Genomic DNA, 18,172 nt, shown 5'->3' with positions numbered 1-18,172 from the left:
TGCGACTTTTTTTTACTACGAACCACTTAAATCATTTATTATCAAAGACTAAAATTAAACTATGAATTACTCAAGGATCAATACCATTGGAGGCTGGCTCTGTTTTATCGTTGCCGCGTTCACCTATATCTTAACTTTAGATCAATCTGTAAGTTTCTGGGACTGTGGCGAATTTATTTCTTCGGCTTTCCGAATGGAGGTAGTTCACCAACCGGGCGCTCCAATAGTTTCCATGATCCAAAGGTTGTTTTCGGCACTCGCTTTTGGCGATAAAACCAAAGTGGCCTATTTTGTTAATATATCTTCGGCACTTGCAAGTGCAGGCACCATCCTGTTTTTGTTCTGGACCATTACTGCACTGGCCAAGAAAACAGTCGTTAAAAAAGGGGAAGAAATCACCAATCAAAAAATCATTGGTATTATGGGCGCAGGTTTTGTTGGGGCTTTGGCCTATGCCTTTTCTGATAGCTTTTGGTTTTCGGCTGTAGAGGCAGAGGTTTACGCCATGTCGTCGCTTTGTAGTGCTATCGTATTTTGGGGAATATTAAAATGGGAATCGCAGGCTGACGAACCAAAGTCAGACCGATGGTTACTTTTTGTGGCTTACATTATGGGGATTTCTATTGGTGTACACATCTTAAACCTACTTACCATCCCTGCCTTGATATTTGTTTATTATTTCAAAAAGACCCCATCGCCCAACTGGCAAAGTATTTTAAAGGTATTTTTTGTTTCGATTGCTGTTCTGGCAGCCGTGCAGTTTGGCATTATCCAGTATGTAATATCTTTTGCTGCAGGCTTCGATTACTTTTTTGTAAATACCATGGGCTTAGGCTTTGGAACCGGCATACTGTTCTTTGCGGTTCTTGTTATAGGGAGTTTGGTTTATGGCATCCGTTATTCCGTTCTTAAAAATAAAAGGGTTTTAAACCTGGCCATGTTGTTTACCGTTTTGCTACTTTTTGGGTATAGCTCTTTTGCATTGCTCATTATCAGGGCGCAGGCTAAACCAAACTTAAATAACTATAACGTAGATAATGTATATTCTTTTTCGAGATATGTTGGTCGCGACCAATACGGTGACAGGCCGCTACTTTATGGAGAAAACTACAATTCAGAAAAAATCGACATTAAAGAAACAGGCAAAATTATCCGTAAAGGCGAAAAAAAATACGAGCTTGCCGGAACAAAATCGGAATATGTTTTTGCCGATAAAACTTTACTGCCACGTATGTACAGTGACAAACCTGAGCACATTAACTTTTACAAAAGCTACATGGGTTTTGATGATGAGCACAAACCTACCTTGATGGATAACCTGAAATACATGTTCTCTTTCCAGACCGGACAAATGTATATGCGTTATTTTATGTGGAATTTTGTGGGCAGGCAGGACAATGAAGATGGGCAGTTTGGTGGAAAAGATGGCAATTGGCTTAGTGGCGTAAAACCATTGGATGCAATCAGGCTTGGTAGTCAAAAAAATCTTCCACCCTCAATTGTAGAAAATAAAGCATACAACAGATTTTTCTTTTTGCCTTTAATTATTGGTCTAATTGGTGCCGTTTGGCATTTTAAACGCAACCAGAAAGATGCAGGAATTATCGGTTTACTCTTCGTATTCACCGGAGTAGCCATTGTTGTTTACCTCAATTCTGTTCCTATTGAGCCACGCGAAAGAGATTATGCCTACGTAGGCTCTTTTTACGCTTTTGCGATCTGGATAGGTTTAGGCGTATTTGGTTTAAAAGATTTTATTTTCCAAAAATTGACGCCTAAGCGAGCTAGTATTTTCGCATCAGTTATTGCTTTGTTTGGAGCACCAATTATCATGGCCAACCAGGGATGGGATGACCACGATCGCTCTGATAGTCACCTAACGAGGGATATGTCTGTCAATTATCTAAAATCATGCGCACCTAACGCCATCTTATTCACCTATGGCGATAATGATACTTATCCGGTTTGGTATGCACAGGAGGTAGAAAATATCCGTCCGGATGTGCGCGTGGTGAATTTAAGTTTATTCACTGCCGATTGGTATATAGATGGGATGCGAAAAAAACAAAATGAATCTGCTCCCCTGCCCATCACCTTAAAACACGAGCAATATGTTGAAGGTACGAGGGATATTATGTACTATCAGGATTATAAGATTGCACAGCATATCGAATTACAGGAAATTTTAGATGTGCTCCTATCCGATCATGATGAAGATAAAGTAACCATGACAGATGGTTCTAAATACAATGTGCTACCCACCAAAAATCTTAAACTGGCGGTAAGTCCGCAACAGGTTTTGGATACAGGAACCGTACCGAAAGAAGATGCAGGCAAAATTGCCAGCAGTATGGAATGGACTTATAATTCGAATTTTGTAACCAAAGGCACCCTGGCTTTATTTGATATTCTGGTGCATAATAATTGGGAGCGACCGATTTATTTTAGCGGCGCAATGCCAAATGAGCAATATGTAGGGCTTAACAAATACCTCTATTTGGAAGGCTTAAACAAAAGGTTACTGCCCTTAAAACCCGACACCGCGATTACGCAAGATTATGACCGTGTAAACCTAAAGCCGATGTACAACAATCTGATGAATGTGTACAGCTTTGGCAACATTAGAAATGCCAACCATTTAGATAGGCAATCTGCTGATGATGTAACCATGTTTTCGAATATGTTTAACGGTTTGTTAAATGGCTTGATAAACGAAGGCAAAATTACCGAAAGCAAAAAAGTGGCTAATAAATATTTTGAGGTAATTCCTGCTAAATTTTACAGTATGCGCCAGGTAATGAGCACTTATTATTTCACCGAAAGCCTTTATCGTTTAAATGATTTAAACCGTGCAAATGCCATGATCAAAAAAACGGCCGATTATGTGGACAGGGAGTTAACCCACCTGGCTGATGTTTCGGAAAGCAAAAACCAGCTATCATCTGAGCAGGATGTACGTTTCTACCTTGGTTATTTAGGCCAAATGGTAAAATTAACCGAGGTTTTTAAACAGGCTGAGCTAAGCAAAAGCCTTGAAAAAAAATACAACGATCTGATTGTAAGGTTTACCCCATTTGCAGCGGGCTAAGCAAAAAACATTCTAAATTTTAACCCATAGGCAGATTTTACTTTTCTGTTTATGGGTTTTTGCTTCTCTGATAAATTAAAATCCTTTATGTTAAAGGCCTTAAGCCGTTAAAAATTGTTAAATCAATCCAAAAATTTACCTGTTTTATCGACTAGAATAGTTAATTTCGGCAGCATTTTTATGTGAAAACAATTTTTAATATCATTAAACAAACCAATGAATTATTCAAAAGTTAATAATATAGTAGGCTGGATCTGCTTTTTAATTGCTACACTAACTTACGTTTTAACCTTAGAGCCTTCTGCTAGTTTTTGGGATTGCGGCGAATTTATCGCATCGGCATTTAGAATGCAGGTTGTTCACCAGCCTGGTGCGCCTTTATTCTTAATGATCCAACGTTTCTTCTCCATTTTTGCTGCAGGAGATTTAACCAAAATCGCTTACTGGATGAACGTAGGCTCGGCTGTTTCGAGCGGGGCAACTATCTTATTCTTATTTTGGACCATCACCGCATTGGCTAAAAAAACAATATTAAAAGCTGGTGAAGAACTAACAACTGGTAAACTGATCAGCATTATGGGTGCAGGTGCCGTTGGTGCTTTGGCTTATACTTTCTCTGATAGTTTTTGGTTTTCGGCAGTAGAATCGGAAGTTTACGCACAATCATCTTTATTCACAGCGATTGTATTCTGGGCTATCCTTAAATGGGAAGCACATGCCGATGAGCCGCGTGCCGATCGTTGGTTATTGTTTATTGCCTATATTATGGGTTTATCAATTGGTATCCACTTGTTAAACTTGTTAACCATCCCAGCTCTTGCTTTTATTTATTATTTCAAAAGAACCGATAAAGCAACAACATCGGGAATTATTAAAACCCTTATTGTTGGTATTTTAATCTTAGCGGTAATCCAATATGGCATTATCCAATACCTGGTTTCGTTTGGTGCTTATTTCGATTTATTCTTTGTTAACACATTAGGTCTAGGTTTTGGAACCGGTGTTCTATTTTTCGCTATTTTATTAATCGGCGCCCTGGTTTGGGGAATCCGTTATTCGATCAAACACCAAAAGAAGTTATTAAACTTAGGTTTAATCTCTACCGTATTAATCATTTTCGGTTATGCATCTTTCTCCATGATTATCATCAGGGCAAAAGCAGACCCGAACTTAAATAACAGTGCACCTAAAGATGCTTTCTCTTTCTTAAGCTACTTAAACCGTGAGCAATATGGCGATAGGCCATTGGGTTACGGTCCTAATTATAACTCTGAAAGAGTAGGCGTAACTGAAGGAAAAACCATCTGGAGAAAAGGAAAAGACAAATATGAGGTAGCAGGTAAAAAAACCGATTACGAGTATAATAACAACACTTTACTGCCTCGTATGTATAGCGATGATCCTAAACATGCAGCTTTTTATAAAGAATGGATGCGCTTAGATGATGCTAAAAATCCTACTTTGGTAGATAATGTTGGTTTCTTGTTCAGCTACCAGATTGGCTATATGTACATGCGTTATTTCATGTGGAATTTTGCTGGCCGCCAGAATGACGAACAAGGACAGGGTAGCGGACATGAAGGCACCTGGATTAGCGGGATTAAACCAATTGACGCCATGCTGAGAGGCAATCAAAGCAATCTGCCACCATCAACTGTTGATAATAAAGCATATAACCGTTTCTTCTTTTTGCCGTTAATTTTAGGCGTTATTGGAGCACTTTGGCATTTCAAACGTAACCAAAAAGATGCCGGAGTTGTTGCATTATTATTCTTCTTTACCGGTATTGCTATCGTATTATACTTAAATCAAAAACCATTAGAGCCCCGCGAAAGGGATTACGCTTATGTAGGATCGTTCTATGCCTTTGCGATATGGATCGGGCTCGGGGCACTCGCCATTAAAGAGTGGTTGTTTAAAAAACTAACGCCAACTGCCGGCGCCATCGGCGCAACAGTGATTGGTTTATTGGCTGCACCAGTAATAATGGCTGAACAGGGATGGGATGACCATGACCGCTCTACAAAAATGGTTCCGCATGATATTGCTTTGGATTACCTACAATCTTGTGCACCAAACGCCATCTTATTTACTTATGGCGATAATGATACCTACCCGCTTTGGTATATCCAGGAAGTGGAGAATGTGCGTCCGGATGTTCGTATTGTAAACTTAAGCTTGTTTGATACGGATTGGTACATTAACGGTTTAAGACAAAAACAAAATGAATCGGCGCCATTGCCTATCACGATGAAACCTGAGCAATATGTACAGGGCGAAAGGGATGTAATGCCATACGATGATTACAAAATTGCCGGTAGTGTTGAGCTTAAAAACGTAGTTGATTTATTGCTATCAAACGATGAGAGCGATAAAGTACCGATGCAGGATGGATCAAAATCTAACTTCTTGCCAACTAAAAACCTTAAAATCACAGTAGATCCGCAGCAAGTAATCAGCACAGGAACAGTACCTGCAGCTGATGCTTCAAAAATTACTACCACAATGGATTGGAAGTTTAACAAAGGTTATGTTACTAAAGGAACTTTGGCCATGTTCGATATCCTTGCACATAACAACTGGAAACGTCCGATTTATTTCGCTTCTACAGTGCCTTCTGAGCAATATAATGGCTTAGATAAGTATTTATACAGTGAAGGTTTAGCTATGCGTTTATTACCGCTTAAAGCTGATACTACAGCATCTGAGGATAGACCAGAGCAATTGAATACGCCTGTATTGTACAATAATGTGATGACTAAATTTAAGTGGGGTAATATGAAAACCGCTAAATATTTAGATCCACAGTCATCAGATGATACTTTCATTTTCACCAATCTCTTCAGCAGTTTAACGAGCAGCTTAATTAAAGAAGGTAAAATTGCTGATGCCAAAAAAGTAGTAGATAAATATTTTGCAGTAATGCCTGATAAATTCTTCGGCATCCGCACGGTGGTTGTGAAATTCTACATGGCTGAAAATCTATATAAACTTGGAGAAACTGCCAGAGCTAATGATATTTTAGACAAATCAGGCGATTATATCAATAAAGAGTTAAACTACCTGGCTGATATTTCACAATCAAAAGGTTTAACCGGATCGCAGAACATTCAAACGGGATTATACTACTTAGACCGAATGATTAAAACAAGTAAGGCTGCAGGTCAGGATAAATTGAGCGATAAGCTGCAGAAAACATTTAACAGTTTAGAAAGCCGCCTGTCGATGTTTTTCCCACAACAGGGGCCACAACAATAATAAGCGGGATCTGAAAATAGCTTACAAAGCAGCTGCATTAATTTGTAGCTGCTTTTTTTGTTGACCAAACCTATCAGGCTTAAACAGGTCGTCATTTCGAGCGGAGTGCAACGCAGCCGAGAAATCTATCAAGATAGATCTCTCCACTCGCTGCGCTTCAGTCGAGATGACGAGAAGTCTAGGGACGATCCGTAATAAACCCTTCGGATTTATCAACAAAAAAATCCCGTTCAGCATTGCCAAACAGGATTCAAATTTATTTTAGTTAATGATTATTCGTTTACAACACCCATCGCGCAGAATTTATCAATCCGCTGTTCGATGAGTTTATCGGTTTTTAGTTTACCTAAAGCAGCTAAATCTTTAACGATATAATCTTTTAAAGTTCTGCCCATTAACTCCGGATCCTGATGTGCACCTCCAAGTGGCTCCGGAATAATGCCATCGATTAATTTGTTGCCAAACATATCATCAGAAGTCAACTTTAAGCATTCAGCAGCTTTCTCTTTAAAATCCCAGCTTCTCCATAAAATAGATGAGCAAGACTCAGGAGAGATTACCGAGTACCAGGTATGTTCTAACATGTAAACTTTATCGCCAATACCAATACCTAGAGCACCTCCAGAGGCTCCTTCTCCAACTACGATACAGATAATCGGCACACGAAGAACAGACATTTCCAATAAGTTTCTGGCAATAGCCTCACCTTGTCCACGTTCTTCGGCCTCTAAACCTGGGTAAGCCCCCATGGTATCGATAAAAGAAACAACCGGTTTATTAAATTTCTCAGCCAAACGCATTAAACGCAAAGCTTTACGGTAACCTTCAGGATTGGCCATACCGAAATTGCGAAATTGACGCTCTTTGGTGTTTTTACCCTTTTGGTGACCGATAACCATTACCGTTTGACCATTTATAGAAGCAAAACCGCCAATAATCGCTTTATCATCTTTAACGGTTCTATCGCCATGCATTTCAATAAAATCATCGCAGATCATATTGATATAATCGAGTGTTTGCGGGCGATCGGGGTGACGGCTCATCTGAACCTTGTTCCAACCAGTTAAATTTTTATATAAATTATTGGTAGTTTCATCTAATTTACCATCAAGCTCGTCTAAAGTGGCAGACATATCTACCTTAGTTTTTTCGGCAACTTGCTTAACCTTTTCTATCTGCTGAACTAAATCGGCAATAGGTTTTTCAAAATCGAATGATGTTTTTATTTGCTGCATAATTGAACCACAAAAATAAGTAATTATTTTTAGTTTGCAGTGAACAGTTTTTTGTTTGCGTTTTTGAGGGGATAAATCGCTTTAGCAAAGCTGATAGAAGAGCTTTATAAATACGTTTTTTTTTTGAAAAGCAATTGCAGTGGTGCTTGGGTTGGGTTCTCACCCGCCATCGTTTCTGTTCCGATGAAAAATCGGGAACATCCACTAAGTCGGGTTTACGTTACAGCTTTTTCTGCAACTATGAAGGGTTTCCGTGCCCCCGTCCTAACCTATCTAGCCCTGATTGCAATGAAAAGCCCGCAAGCGAGGTATCCCGATTCATCGGGACGGACTTGTAATGAAAAGCAGGACGAACGATAATTATTGCAACGCAACTGCGCTCCAAATAAAACCCGAAGAATTAATTTATAAGCGTGGATAACTGATTAGCGCGGTGCAGAGAAATCTTTGAGCGATTTATTTGGATTCGACTCAAAGATTTCTCCATTTCGCTGCACTTCAGTCGAAATGACGACCAAAGGAACTAAAACTTTGCGGCCTCGCCAGCTTTTGGTAATGCTTTTTTAATAAATTCGCGGATATGGTTATTCGCCATTTTCAGATCTTCTTTACGCAAATACATCATATGCCCGCTGCGGTAACCTTCCCAACTCATACGATCTTGCAGCTTACCTGCAGCATCTAACTGCCACATGCTGTATTTCGCGTTGAAATAATCGCAGGCCCCGTCGTAATAACCCGATTGCACCAATAAATGCAGATATGGATTCTGCGCCATGGCCTGACGAAGGTTATCGCCGGTTTGATTGCCCGTTTGATCCCATGGGTAAACAGAGCCGAACATATTGTATTTTAAATCGGTTTTATAATTCAGCTCGTTGCGGATGTACATATTGATGGCTGGCGTAAATGAATGCAGCCAGGAAGTTAGTTCGGCATTATAATCGGGTGCTTCGCCGGCACTCATTTTATCGATACCACGATAGCGCGAATCTAATCTACCAACAGTAAAACCTTTATCTCTCAGTAGTTCTTTCCAAAAGAAATCAGTAGGTACATTAAGATTGTAATCTAATATCACTTTTTCTGAAAGACCCGAGTAACGGGCCATTTTTGTGGCAATGGCTTTCTTTTTATCGGCACTCAACGTCCCACCCTGCGAAATAGCAGGGATTAATTCATTAATGGTAAAACTTTCAACTTCAGGAAGCATGGCTGTTAAATCTTTGCCTTGTAAATCGGCAGCAAGCGCCTTATGGTACCAGGCTGTAGCTGCAAAATATGGTAAACGCAAAGCTGCATCTACCGGGCCGCTACGTTCAATACCAAGTTCTGTTGGCGAAACCAATACCACGCCGTTTAAGTACATCCATTGACTGTTCTGCAGCTCTAAGGCCAAACCCGAAACGCGTGTGGTACCATAACTTTCGCCAATTAAAAATTTTGGAGAGGCCCATCGGTTATTACGGGTTACAAAAGTATTGATCCACTCGGCCAGGTATTTGATATCGGCACGCACCCCAAAAAACTTATTGGTGGGAATATCTTTACTTACCGCCCTTGAATAGCCAGTATTAACCGGATCGATGTAGATAATATCGGCAACATCTAAAATAGAATATGGATTTTCTTTATAACCATAAGGCTGCACTGGATAACCTTCGTCATCAATATTCAAAACCACAGGACCGGTGTAGGCGATGTGCATCCAAACTGAAGCTGAACCTGGACCGCCGTTAAAAGAGATTACTAAAGGTCGCTTATCGCGATTTTGCACATCACTACGTTCGTAATAAGTATAAAACAAACCCGCAATCGGTTTACCATCTTCATCCCAAACCGGTAATGTACCTGTAGTGGCTTTATACGGAACAGCCTTGCCATCGATATTAACAGTGTGATTGGTAACTACCGAGCTCTCCACTTTAATAGTCCTCTCGTTTGCTGAAGGTTTAGGTTCGTCTTTAACGGTAACCTGGGTAGTGGTTACGGTTTCTTTAGATTGGCTTTTTCTTGGTTCTTGTTGTGCATATGCAAAAATGCCCATGCTTAAAAATGTAGCGAGTATAAATCTGAATTTCATTGTTTTGGTTTGGTTTCTAAATATCAAACTATTGTGGCGTTTATCAAAAAGCGCATTAGAAATGTTACCATAAAAAAACCAGCACTGCTTTTGGCAATGCCGGTTCTGCAAAAAACTGCTGCTATGAAGCAGTAGACTCTTTATTTAGGGCTGCAATTTAAATAACAACAGCTTCGGCGCTTGTATCTGAAATTTGCCAGCCTATCGTCGGGTTTCCGGTAACCAATACATCTACAAAATATTCATAATAAGATCCGGCTTTGTACCCTTCAAAAGCATCGGCGTAAATCGGGCCTGAGGAATGGGATACCGAGGTTAGCGGAACGTTTCCTTCTCCTGCTATACTTACTGTAATGCTCGAATAAACCTGCCCGGTAGTATACTGAAGTGTTGCTACTGCAGCCAGGCCATTACTGGTCGTGAAATTTTTTGTAACCGTAACTACACTCCGGGGCATAACCTTTTTAGGGGAAAGGGCTACTTTTTTGGGCGTAAAACTACTGAACAGACAAACCGTAAAAGCTAAAGAAGCGACTAGTAAAGCAATTGTTTTTTTCATTTTCTTTGGTTTAAATTGGTTAAATATTAATTAAAAATCATTTGTGTATTGCGCCAGAAAATACAACTACAATTTTACTCTGGTAGTTAAAATAAATAAACATTAAATTACATGGTGATATCGTAGCCTATTAATTAAAGATAATGGTTTGCAGCGGAAATATTTTTCAGAATCAACGCGCAAACGTTTGATTAATAAGCTAATACTAAACCACAAAAATAACTAAATCAAATAGCTGCGACTGTTTAATATTACAGCATGAATCTACTTTAGGCCTAAGAAAACAAAGTCGCAAACTGGCACAGCACAACCGTTTGCTTAAAATATAGTATTCAAAGTATGGGGAATAAAAAAAGCCGACAATCATATTGCGATTGTCGGCTGGTAAAAACTAATTTAATCGAGACGGGTTATTGTTTAGTTCTTTTTTATCATTTTAAAGCCAGAATCTCTTCATCCGATAATACCTTGTTCCAAACTTGTAATTCATCTATCTTTCCTTTAAATCCACCTACTGTTTGAAGCGGAAAAAACAAAGTTTCCGATTTACGTATTTTCGTTTTGTCTTTATCTGTAAACACGATCCAGTTATCGTACAATCGTTTTTCTAATTTACCATTTACATAAAGACTGGTGCCTTTATTGGTTCCGGTTATCACTATATGTGTCCAATTGTTTTCAGCCAAAGCATATCCAAAATCGATATCATAACCTTCCCTCGAAAACCCAAGTTTACCTGTACCTGTCTGTTTTAATTTTACAGTAGCGTTAGGCGATCTGAATAACATTGCACCATCCGGGTTGTTACTTGCAGGATTTACCCAAAAAGAAACCGTATAGTTATATCCAATTTCAGTATAAGGTAACCTGGCATAACTATCTTTTCCTGAAAATGATAAAGCATTTTTTGAATATCCTTCAGTGTAAACAGCGCCCGTGGTTTTAATTTGATCGTCTTTTTTATCAAAGTTAAACCGGGCTGTAAATGGCACATCATTTTTAGATAGCTTGCCACCGATGTTTAAAGACGGGCCTTCTCCTATCTTTTTGCTCAAAACGTTAAAGTCGTCGAATTTTAAAGTTGTATTGCTTCCTCCCCACATTTTTTGTGCTAATACCTGCATGGCGGGAAATACCCTGTCGTGTACATCTTTTTCTGTAATTCCATTACCTACAATATCATTCCACACGGCAAAAGAACCACCTAGTATAGTAGGATCGCCAGGTGTAAACTGGACATTTCCGATCATTGAAGGGGTCCATTTATTATAAAGGTTTTTAATATTCAGGTAATCGTAATAGTATCCTGCTGCAGGTACAATATACAGCCATCCATCAGGCGTACTGATTTGCTTATATCCTAATTTTTTCATTTCAATAGGGTTAGCATAACCGTTATACCAAGTATTCATCACTACATTTTCTATCTTAACGGGAGTAGTACCTTTAGCATGTGTTAACGCTCCCCAAAGCCTAACATCTTTTCCAAACCCCTCTACATATTTAATCATTCGATCGGTAAAAGCCCTAAAAACTTCTGCATCTTTTTTAGCATATTCATCTGTACCAATGTGAACCGCCTTACCCGTAAATACTGGTGTATTACCAGAAATGTATTCTTTAAATACGTTTTCCATAACCGTATAACTAAGGGGGTTATGGAGATCGAGATGGTCCATACCATATGTTTGACTGCCAATTTCGGGAACTACCTTGGTAAAGGCCAGCGCATGTGCCGGTGCATCAATTTCTGGAATAATGCGAACTGCATAGTTATCGGCCAACTGTTGTAAGGCAATAAATTCCTTTTTGGTATAAGAACCATCTTTTGCCGTCAGCCCTGGATAGGTTGTATTTTCTAAACGGAAAGCCGAATAGGTATCAGCCCAATTATCATTGAAATATTTTTTAAAACCATTGTCATTTAAGTGGATCTGAAAATCATTCAATTTGTAGTAAGACATGAATTTTACATAATCTCTTAAAAACTGTATAGTAAAGAACTTACGACCTACATCGAGCACAAATCCGCGTACTTTAAACTCAGGATAATCTCTCGCTAATCCTTTTGGAATAGCATTTTTTTGTTCGAGTAGTTGCAATAAAGTTCTGGTTCCCCAAAATAATCCCTGGTATTTTACTGCACTAATGGTAACATAGTCCTCTATATTAAAGTAATATCCCTCTTCGCCAATGCTTTTATCATTTGCGTTTAAGGTTAAAAAAATATCGCCTTTTTTAGGCTTGCCTTTCATAATTAACAGGTTAAAACCCAACTGATCTTTCAGCTCTTGTTTTAATATACTGGCAGCGGTTTGCAACTGTTTTTCATTCGCTGTATTCAAAACGATTCTGCTGGCTGCAGTTAAAGAGAATTCACCTTTACTGCCATGCCATTCGCGTAAAGCAGGAATTACAAAAGGCTGTGGGTTAACACCGCTGTCTGAAAATTTCCCGGGCACAACAACCTGCCTGGATACATCGTATTTTATGGAATCGCTTGCCTGGCTAATCAGCTCGAAATATAAATTGACATTTGTTGCAACCAGCGGCGTTGTAATATCGCCAGATGGATTTACAATTGGTTCACGATTACTTCCCTTGAATACCAAGGAATAACCTTTCGGGCTTTCGGGGAAAATAACTTTCTTATCGCCAGCCTTTATTTCTTTAATGTTAGGTACCGATTGAAGGACCGTGCTGTCTGTTTGACCAAATAAAAGACCCTGAGTAACTATAACGAAACCAAGAGTAAATAAAATACTTTTCATGTGTTAATGATGAATTATTATAATTAGCACATTACAGTTTTAATACTGAAGATGATGCACTTATGAGTTAAAGATAAACTAAACTTCTTTATACGCTCAAGTAAGTTTTGCGCAAACGTTTGATGAAAATGCAATAGAACAATGGAACAAAAAAGCCGACACTGCATAAGCAATGTCGGCTAGTAAAAAACCGGGATGATATAAATTATTTATCCCACCAAACTCTACCTGCAAGGTTATCGCCACCTGGTACAGCTGCAGAAGCGGCCTTGTAGTTAACTCCATTTTTAGCTGCTTCCTCTACTGGATAAGGGAAACGACGGGGAATAGTTCCGTTAGTAGCATTTCCCGGATAAACTACAGGTGTTAAAATCGGGAATCCTGACCTGCGCCAATTAGACCATGTTTCGTAAAAATCCAACATGGTGCATGTATGTAACCAATATTGGGTATTAATCATTTCCAAACCATTAGCTGCGATGTACGGATTAGCGGTCGCATAAGTATCGGCTACTGTGCTTGATATTGCCAGACTGGCATCGTATTGAGATAAGAAAGTGATACCAGCAGATAAACCATTGGCGTAGTGGGCCGCGGCTGATCCACCAATTGCCCATCTTTGTGCAGCTTCTGCCAATAATAATTCACTTTCGGCATAGGTTAGGATAAAAGTGATACCATCCTTCTTAATCATTGCTGGGTTAGGTGATGAATAAGCAGGGAAAGTTGTATAAGAAGCATCTTGCCTAACATCTCTACCAGCAATACCACTTAAATCTTTCCCATTAGGCATTCCTTTTTGAACAACTGGATCGGAGCTGTAATTAGGATTTTGCGTCTTGGTATTTTCATCAAGGAAAAGTCCTGTGACAGCAACCTTTCCTAAACGTGGATCGTTCGCTGATTTTAATTTGTTAATAAAATTTTGTGACCACTTAACATAATAATTTTCTTGTCCGCCGTCGCCAGCCAATACCTGACTGTTGCGGTTCTGAGTAACCCTTGCACCTGATACATCGTGTTTAACGAAGGCATTATCATCATTACTGGTCATGGTTTTACCAATTACCTTTTGCGCATAGGTTTTAGCTGTATTTTCATCTACTTTGGTTAAGCGCATAGCTATACGCAATAATAAAGTGTTACCGAATCTTTTCCATTTATTGATATCTCCTTTGTAAATAGCATCTCCAGTAACCTTATCACCATTAACATCCAATGCATTAGTTGCTTCTTCTACCTCTTTTAATAAATCGATATAAATTGCCTGTTGTTTATCATATTTAGGTGCTAAATTACCGGTATAATAACCTTGTCCTGCTTCCGAATAAGGTACATCACCATACAGATCTGTAATACGCTCAAAAATTAAAGCTTTCCATAAACGTGCAACCTGGCGTACATTATTATACTTAGAAGATCCTTTTGTAAATTCAACAATATCAACAATAGGTTTAACCTGTTCTACATAAGCACCAACAGATGTACTGCCCCAATAAGCTGCAGTATAACCTTCATTAAGCAGATACTTATCTCCTGCCCAATAGCTTATAACAGTAGAAAGCCCCTGCATCATAGTAGATGAATAAATCAAATTCCCTCTCCAGGTGTCATAAGCGAAATCGATGCTTCCAGTGTAGGTAAGCTGAGCGGTAGTTAAGGTAAAATTAGGATCGAAAGTAGCCGCCCCATATGCAGAAGGGTTGGTATTGATATCTTCGAAATCTTTGGTGCAACCAGAGATTATTAACATGCCGATACAAAGTAACAGGCTATATTTTTTTAATATGTTAGTTTTCATTGTTCTTTCTGTTTAAAATTAAAGCTTCACACTAAGGTTTACGCCAAATGTTCTAACCGGCGGCACACCACCTAGTTCCAATCCCGGAAAAGTAGCATTGTAACTGGATTCGGGGTCAATGTTATCCGTCTTTTTCATCAGAATAAATAAATTTCGACCGACAAGGCTTACGTTTAACCCATGTATCTTGTTATTGAACATTTTGGCTGGAAAGTTATAACCTAGGGTCATCTGCCTGAACTTTATGAAACTAGCATCCTGAACAAATTTATTTGATACATTATCCGCAGAAAGTTGATAGTAAGTTGCTGCGGTATTACCCAAAGCCTCACGATTTTCTAGTGTAGCCTGATGTAAACCAAACACATAGCCATAATAATCAGTAGCAGAAAATAATTTCCCTCCCCATTTACCATCAATCAAAAATGATAATGTTGCACCTTTATAATTAAACTCGTTGTTCCAACCGGCAAACCACTTATTGTAGGCAGAGCCGTATGCAACAAGATCACCTCGTTGAGGTGCACCGTTTGCACCAAGCATGACTTTTCCTGTTGCATCATATTTATAATCGTATGCCATTACCTGAGAAGCTGCTTTGCCTGGGATGTTCTGTAAAAAGCCAACACCTGGACGTGAGGTTGCTATAAGATTTGAGGTTACGCCATCAGCAAGAGAAATTACTTTATTATCGTTATAAGATCCGTTTAAAGATGATGTCCATACAAAATCCTTGCTTTTTAAAACCTGTCCAGATAACAGTAATTCAACACCTTTGTTTTCGATCTTACCAGAGTTTAGAACCGCTCCACTATAACCAGTTGATGTTGATGTAGTAACAAAAGTGATTTCATCTTTAGAGGTTTTTTTATACCAGGTAAGATCGAGGTTCAAGCGATCTCCTAAAAAACGCATTTCGGTACCAACTTCCAGTTCGGTTGCTTTTGATGCTTTTAATGCTGAATTTGGAATATTTACATTAGAAATAGTGCCCAATGGCAAACCATTTAACACTTCGCTTCTTAAGCTATAAGTTAATAAAGTTTGATAAGGATCTGTTGCCTGACCAACAACTGCGTATCCGGCCCTCACTTTACCAAAACTTAAGAAAGATGGTTTCCAAAGTTCGGAGAAAACAAATGAGCCACTAACCGATGGGTAAAACACACTCAATTTATTGTCTTTACCCGGTGTTGCTAACGTTGAGAACCAATCGGTACGACCACTTCCTGTTAAATAAAAAATGTCTTTATAGGCAAGTTCTAAAGTACCGTATACAGACTGGGTTTCAGCTACAGATGCTACATAGGCTACAGATTTATTCTTGGCATTTAGAATATTATAAACACCGAAAACGGCAAAATCTGCACCACTGTTTGTTGTCTGATTTACATTTGTTCTACGGTAACTGGCCCCAACATTCGGCGTAATGGCAAAATCTTCATCTATTTTAAAAGGTTTGCCTACCAAAACATCCACATTCACATCCGCAAACTTAGTAGCCTGTTCTACAATTTTACCGGGTGCATAATAAGCGGTACCTGATGGCACCACATTTTTATAGCTATCGGTATAGGCGTCACGTCCGGCACGCCCCTGTAAGAACAGCCCATTATCAAAAGTATATTTAGCACTAAACGAACTGATTAAACGATCGCGTTTGGTATCGTTTATAAACTCGTTTGCAGCGAACCAGGGATTGGTTGCATAAGCATTACCTTTATTGTATTGGATCTCATTACCATTCGCATCTTTCCATGGCTTAAGATCATTTACACTTACACTTGTTGGTAAAAAAGCAACATTGTAATTGGCATTACCTGCACCGTCAGAAACCATTGGCCTGTTTTTCGCCTGCTCTAAAATGTAATTCATGCGGGCATCGATAGTTAAGCGTTTAACCGGATTAAAAGTGCCTGTAAAATTAAAAGACTGTCTGTTTAAGCCTGAGTTTGGAACTACCGAATTATTATGAACATCGTTAGCTGATAAGCGGATGGTACCACCATCAAAACTTTTGTTCAATGCCAAAGTGTTAGACCACGTACCTCCAGTACGATAAAAATCTTCGATGTTGTTTTTCTGTGCGGTATAAGGTCTGGAAACACCGTCAAACTGGACTACATTAGATCCATCTAATTTTGCTCCCCAACTGGAACCGCCTACTTGTGCCGCTGCAGCGGCATCAGCGGGTTTTACACCATTGGCACCTTGTCCATAGACATATTGCCAGTTGGTTCTGTCCATAACCTGTTCTGCTACATAATTACTATTAAATTCTATGCTGTTTCCCTTTCCACTTTTTGTGGTAATTAAAATTACACCTGCTTTTGCACGATAACCATACAATGCCGATGCTGCTGCACCTTTCAGCACTGAAATACTTTCAATATCATCAGGATTTAGGTTACCAACAGCATCTCCCAAATCTGGAGCATTATCGTATTGACCACCTGAGTTACCATTGCCATTGAGATTATTTAAACCTACTGGTTTATTCTCCATAGGTACGCCATTAATTACATATAAGGGTTGATTAGTTTGACTTAAGCTAGAAACACCGCGGATGGTTACACTGGTTGCTGCTCCCGCACCACCAGATGTAGAACTAATATCCAGACCAGCCACTTTACCAACCAAAGAGTTGGCCACATTATTTTCCCTCGCTTGAGTTAGCGTTTCACCACTTACTTGCGTAACCGAATAACCTAAGGCTCTTCTTTCTTTTTTGATGCCCAAAGCCGTAACCACCACATCAGTAAGCTGTTTGGTATCTTCTGACAATACAATTGCGATACTGGTTTGCGATCCAATTGAAATTTCTTTCGTCTGAAAACCTGCATAAGAAACTACTAAAACGGCGTTTTCGGGCGCATTTAATGCAAATTTACCGTTCACATCGGTAGAAGTACCAATGCCTGTTCCTTTAACCCTAACACTTGCGCCTGGTAAAACCCCTCCAAGGGCATCTTTAACTGTTCCTGAAATCGGGACTTCTTTATTTTTGCTAATTACGATCAAGCCACCAGCCGAAACAGAATATTTCAGGTTCGTTCTGTTTAAAATGGCTGCCAATACATCAGTAACCAAAGTATTGGTTACAGTAATGCTTACATCCTTATTTACCGGAACGTAAGAAGAGCTGTAAACAAAATGGTAACTGCTTTGCTGCTCAATAATCTGTAATACCTTGGCTAACTTTGTTTTCTTAACATCTAAAGAAATTTTTTCCTGAGAAAAAACCGATGCCGAAACATTAAGACAGGTAATGAAAACCATAATACAGGCTAGTTTCATTAGCATAATGAATTTTAGAAGCGCTTTATATTTTGGGCGCCCTTGCAGTAAGTAATAATAAATCATATTTTTGTTTTTTT

At 39.1% G+C, this 18,172-nt stretch carries 8 protein-coding genes; 2 read left to right on the top strand and 6 right to left on the bottom strand.

What is annotated here, in order from left to right; genetic code table 11:
* Nucleotides 1-61: 61 nt before the first annotated feature.
* Nucleotides 62-3,088, top strand: coding sequence for a glycosyltransferase family 117 protein (locus tag ACN9MR_RS26745; protein ID WP_426327475.1), 3,027 nt, complete (start codon nt 62-64; stop codon nt 3,086-3,088).
* A 216-nt stretch (nt 3,089-3,304) separates the two neighbouring features.
* Nucleotides 3,305-6,346, top strand: coding sequence for a glycosyltransferase family 117 protein (locus ACN9MR_RS26740; protein ID WP_426327474.1), 3,042 nt, complete (start codon nt 3,305-3,307; stop codon nt 6,344-6,346).
* 272 nt (nt 6,347-6,618) lie between these two features.
* Here ACN9MR_RS26740 and ACN9MR_RS26735 read toward each other — a convergent pair whose 3' ends face one another.
* The 6 genes from ACN9MR_RS26735 to ACN9MR_RS26710 all read right to left on the bottom strand — a co-directional run bounded on the left by ACN9MR_RS26735 (nt 6,619) and on the right by ACN9MR_RS26710 (nt 18,092).
* On the bottom strand, nt 6,619-7,581 hold the full coding sequence (locus ACN9MR_RS26735) for an acetyl-CoA carboxylase carboxyltransferase subunit alpha (protein WP_426327473.1): 963 nt from the start codon (nt 7,579-7,581) through the stop codon (nt 6,619-6,621).
* A 523-nt stretch (nt 7,582-8,104) separates the two neighbouring features.
* On the bottom strand, nt 8,105-9,664 hold the full coding sequence (locus ACN9MR_RS26730) for a S10 family peptidase (protein WP_426327472.1): 1,560 nt from the start codon (nt 9,662-9,664) through the stop codon (nt 8,105-8,107).
* Nucleotides 9,665-9,821: 157 nt separating this feature from the next.
* Nucleotides 9,822-10,223, bottom strand: coding sequence for a hypothetical protein (locus ACN9MR_RS26725; RefSeq protein WP_426327471.1), 402 nt, complete (start codon nt 10,221-10,223; stop codon nt 9,822-9,824).
* Nucleotides 10,224-10,654: 431 nt separating this feature from the next.
* A complete protein-coding gene (locus tag ACN9MR_RS26720; protein WP_426327470.1) occupies nt 10,655-12,994 on the bottom strand; it encodes a family 20 glycosylhydrolase in 2,340 nt (779 codons plus the stop codon).
* Between the two features lie 205 nt (nt 12,995-13,199).
* Nucleotides 13,200-14,795 carry a SusD/RagB family nutrient-binding outer membrane lipoprotein gene (locus ACN9MR_RS26715; RefSeq protein WP_426327469.1) on the bottom strand — a complete coding sequence of 532 codons (1,596 nt, stop codon included), beginning with the start codon at nt 14,793-14,795 and terminating at the stop codon, nt 13,200-13,202.
* Between the two features lie 18 nt (nt 14,796-14,813).
* On the bottom strand, nt 14,814-18,092 hold the full coding sequence (locus tag ACN9MR_RS26710; RefSeq protein WP_426327468.1) for a SusC/RagA family TonB-linked outer membrane protein: 3,279 nt from the start codon (nt 18,090-18,092) through the stop codon (nt 14,814-14,816).
* Between the last annotated feature and the right edge of the window lie 80 nt (nt 18,093-18,172).

Origin of the sequence: Pedobacter sp. R-06 (assembly GCF_049913135.1) — a bacterium.
Classification (GTDB): Bacteria; Bacteroidota; Bacteroidia; order Sphingobacteriales; family Sphingobacteriaceae; genus Pedobacter.
This window is presented reverse-complemented; position numbering and strand designations above follow the sequence as displayed.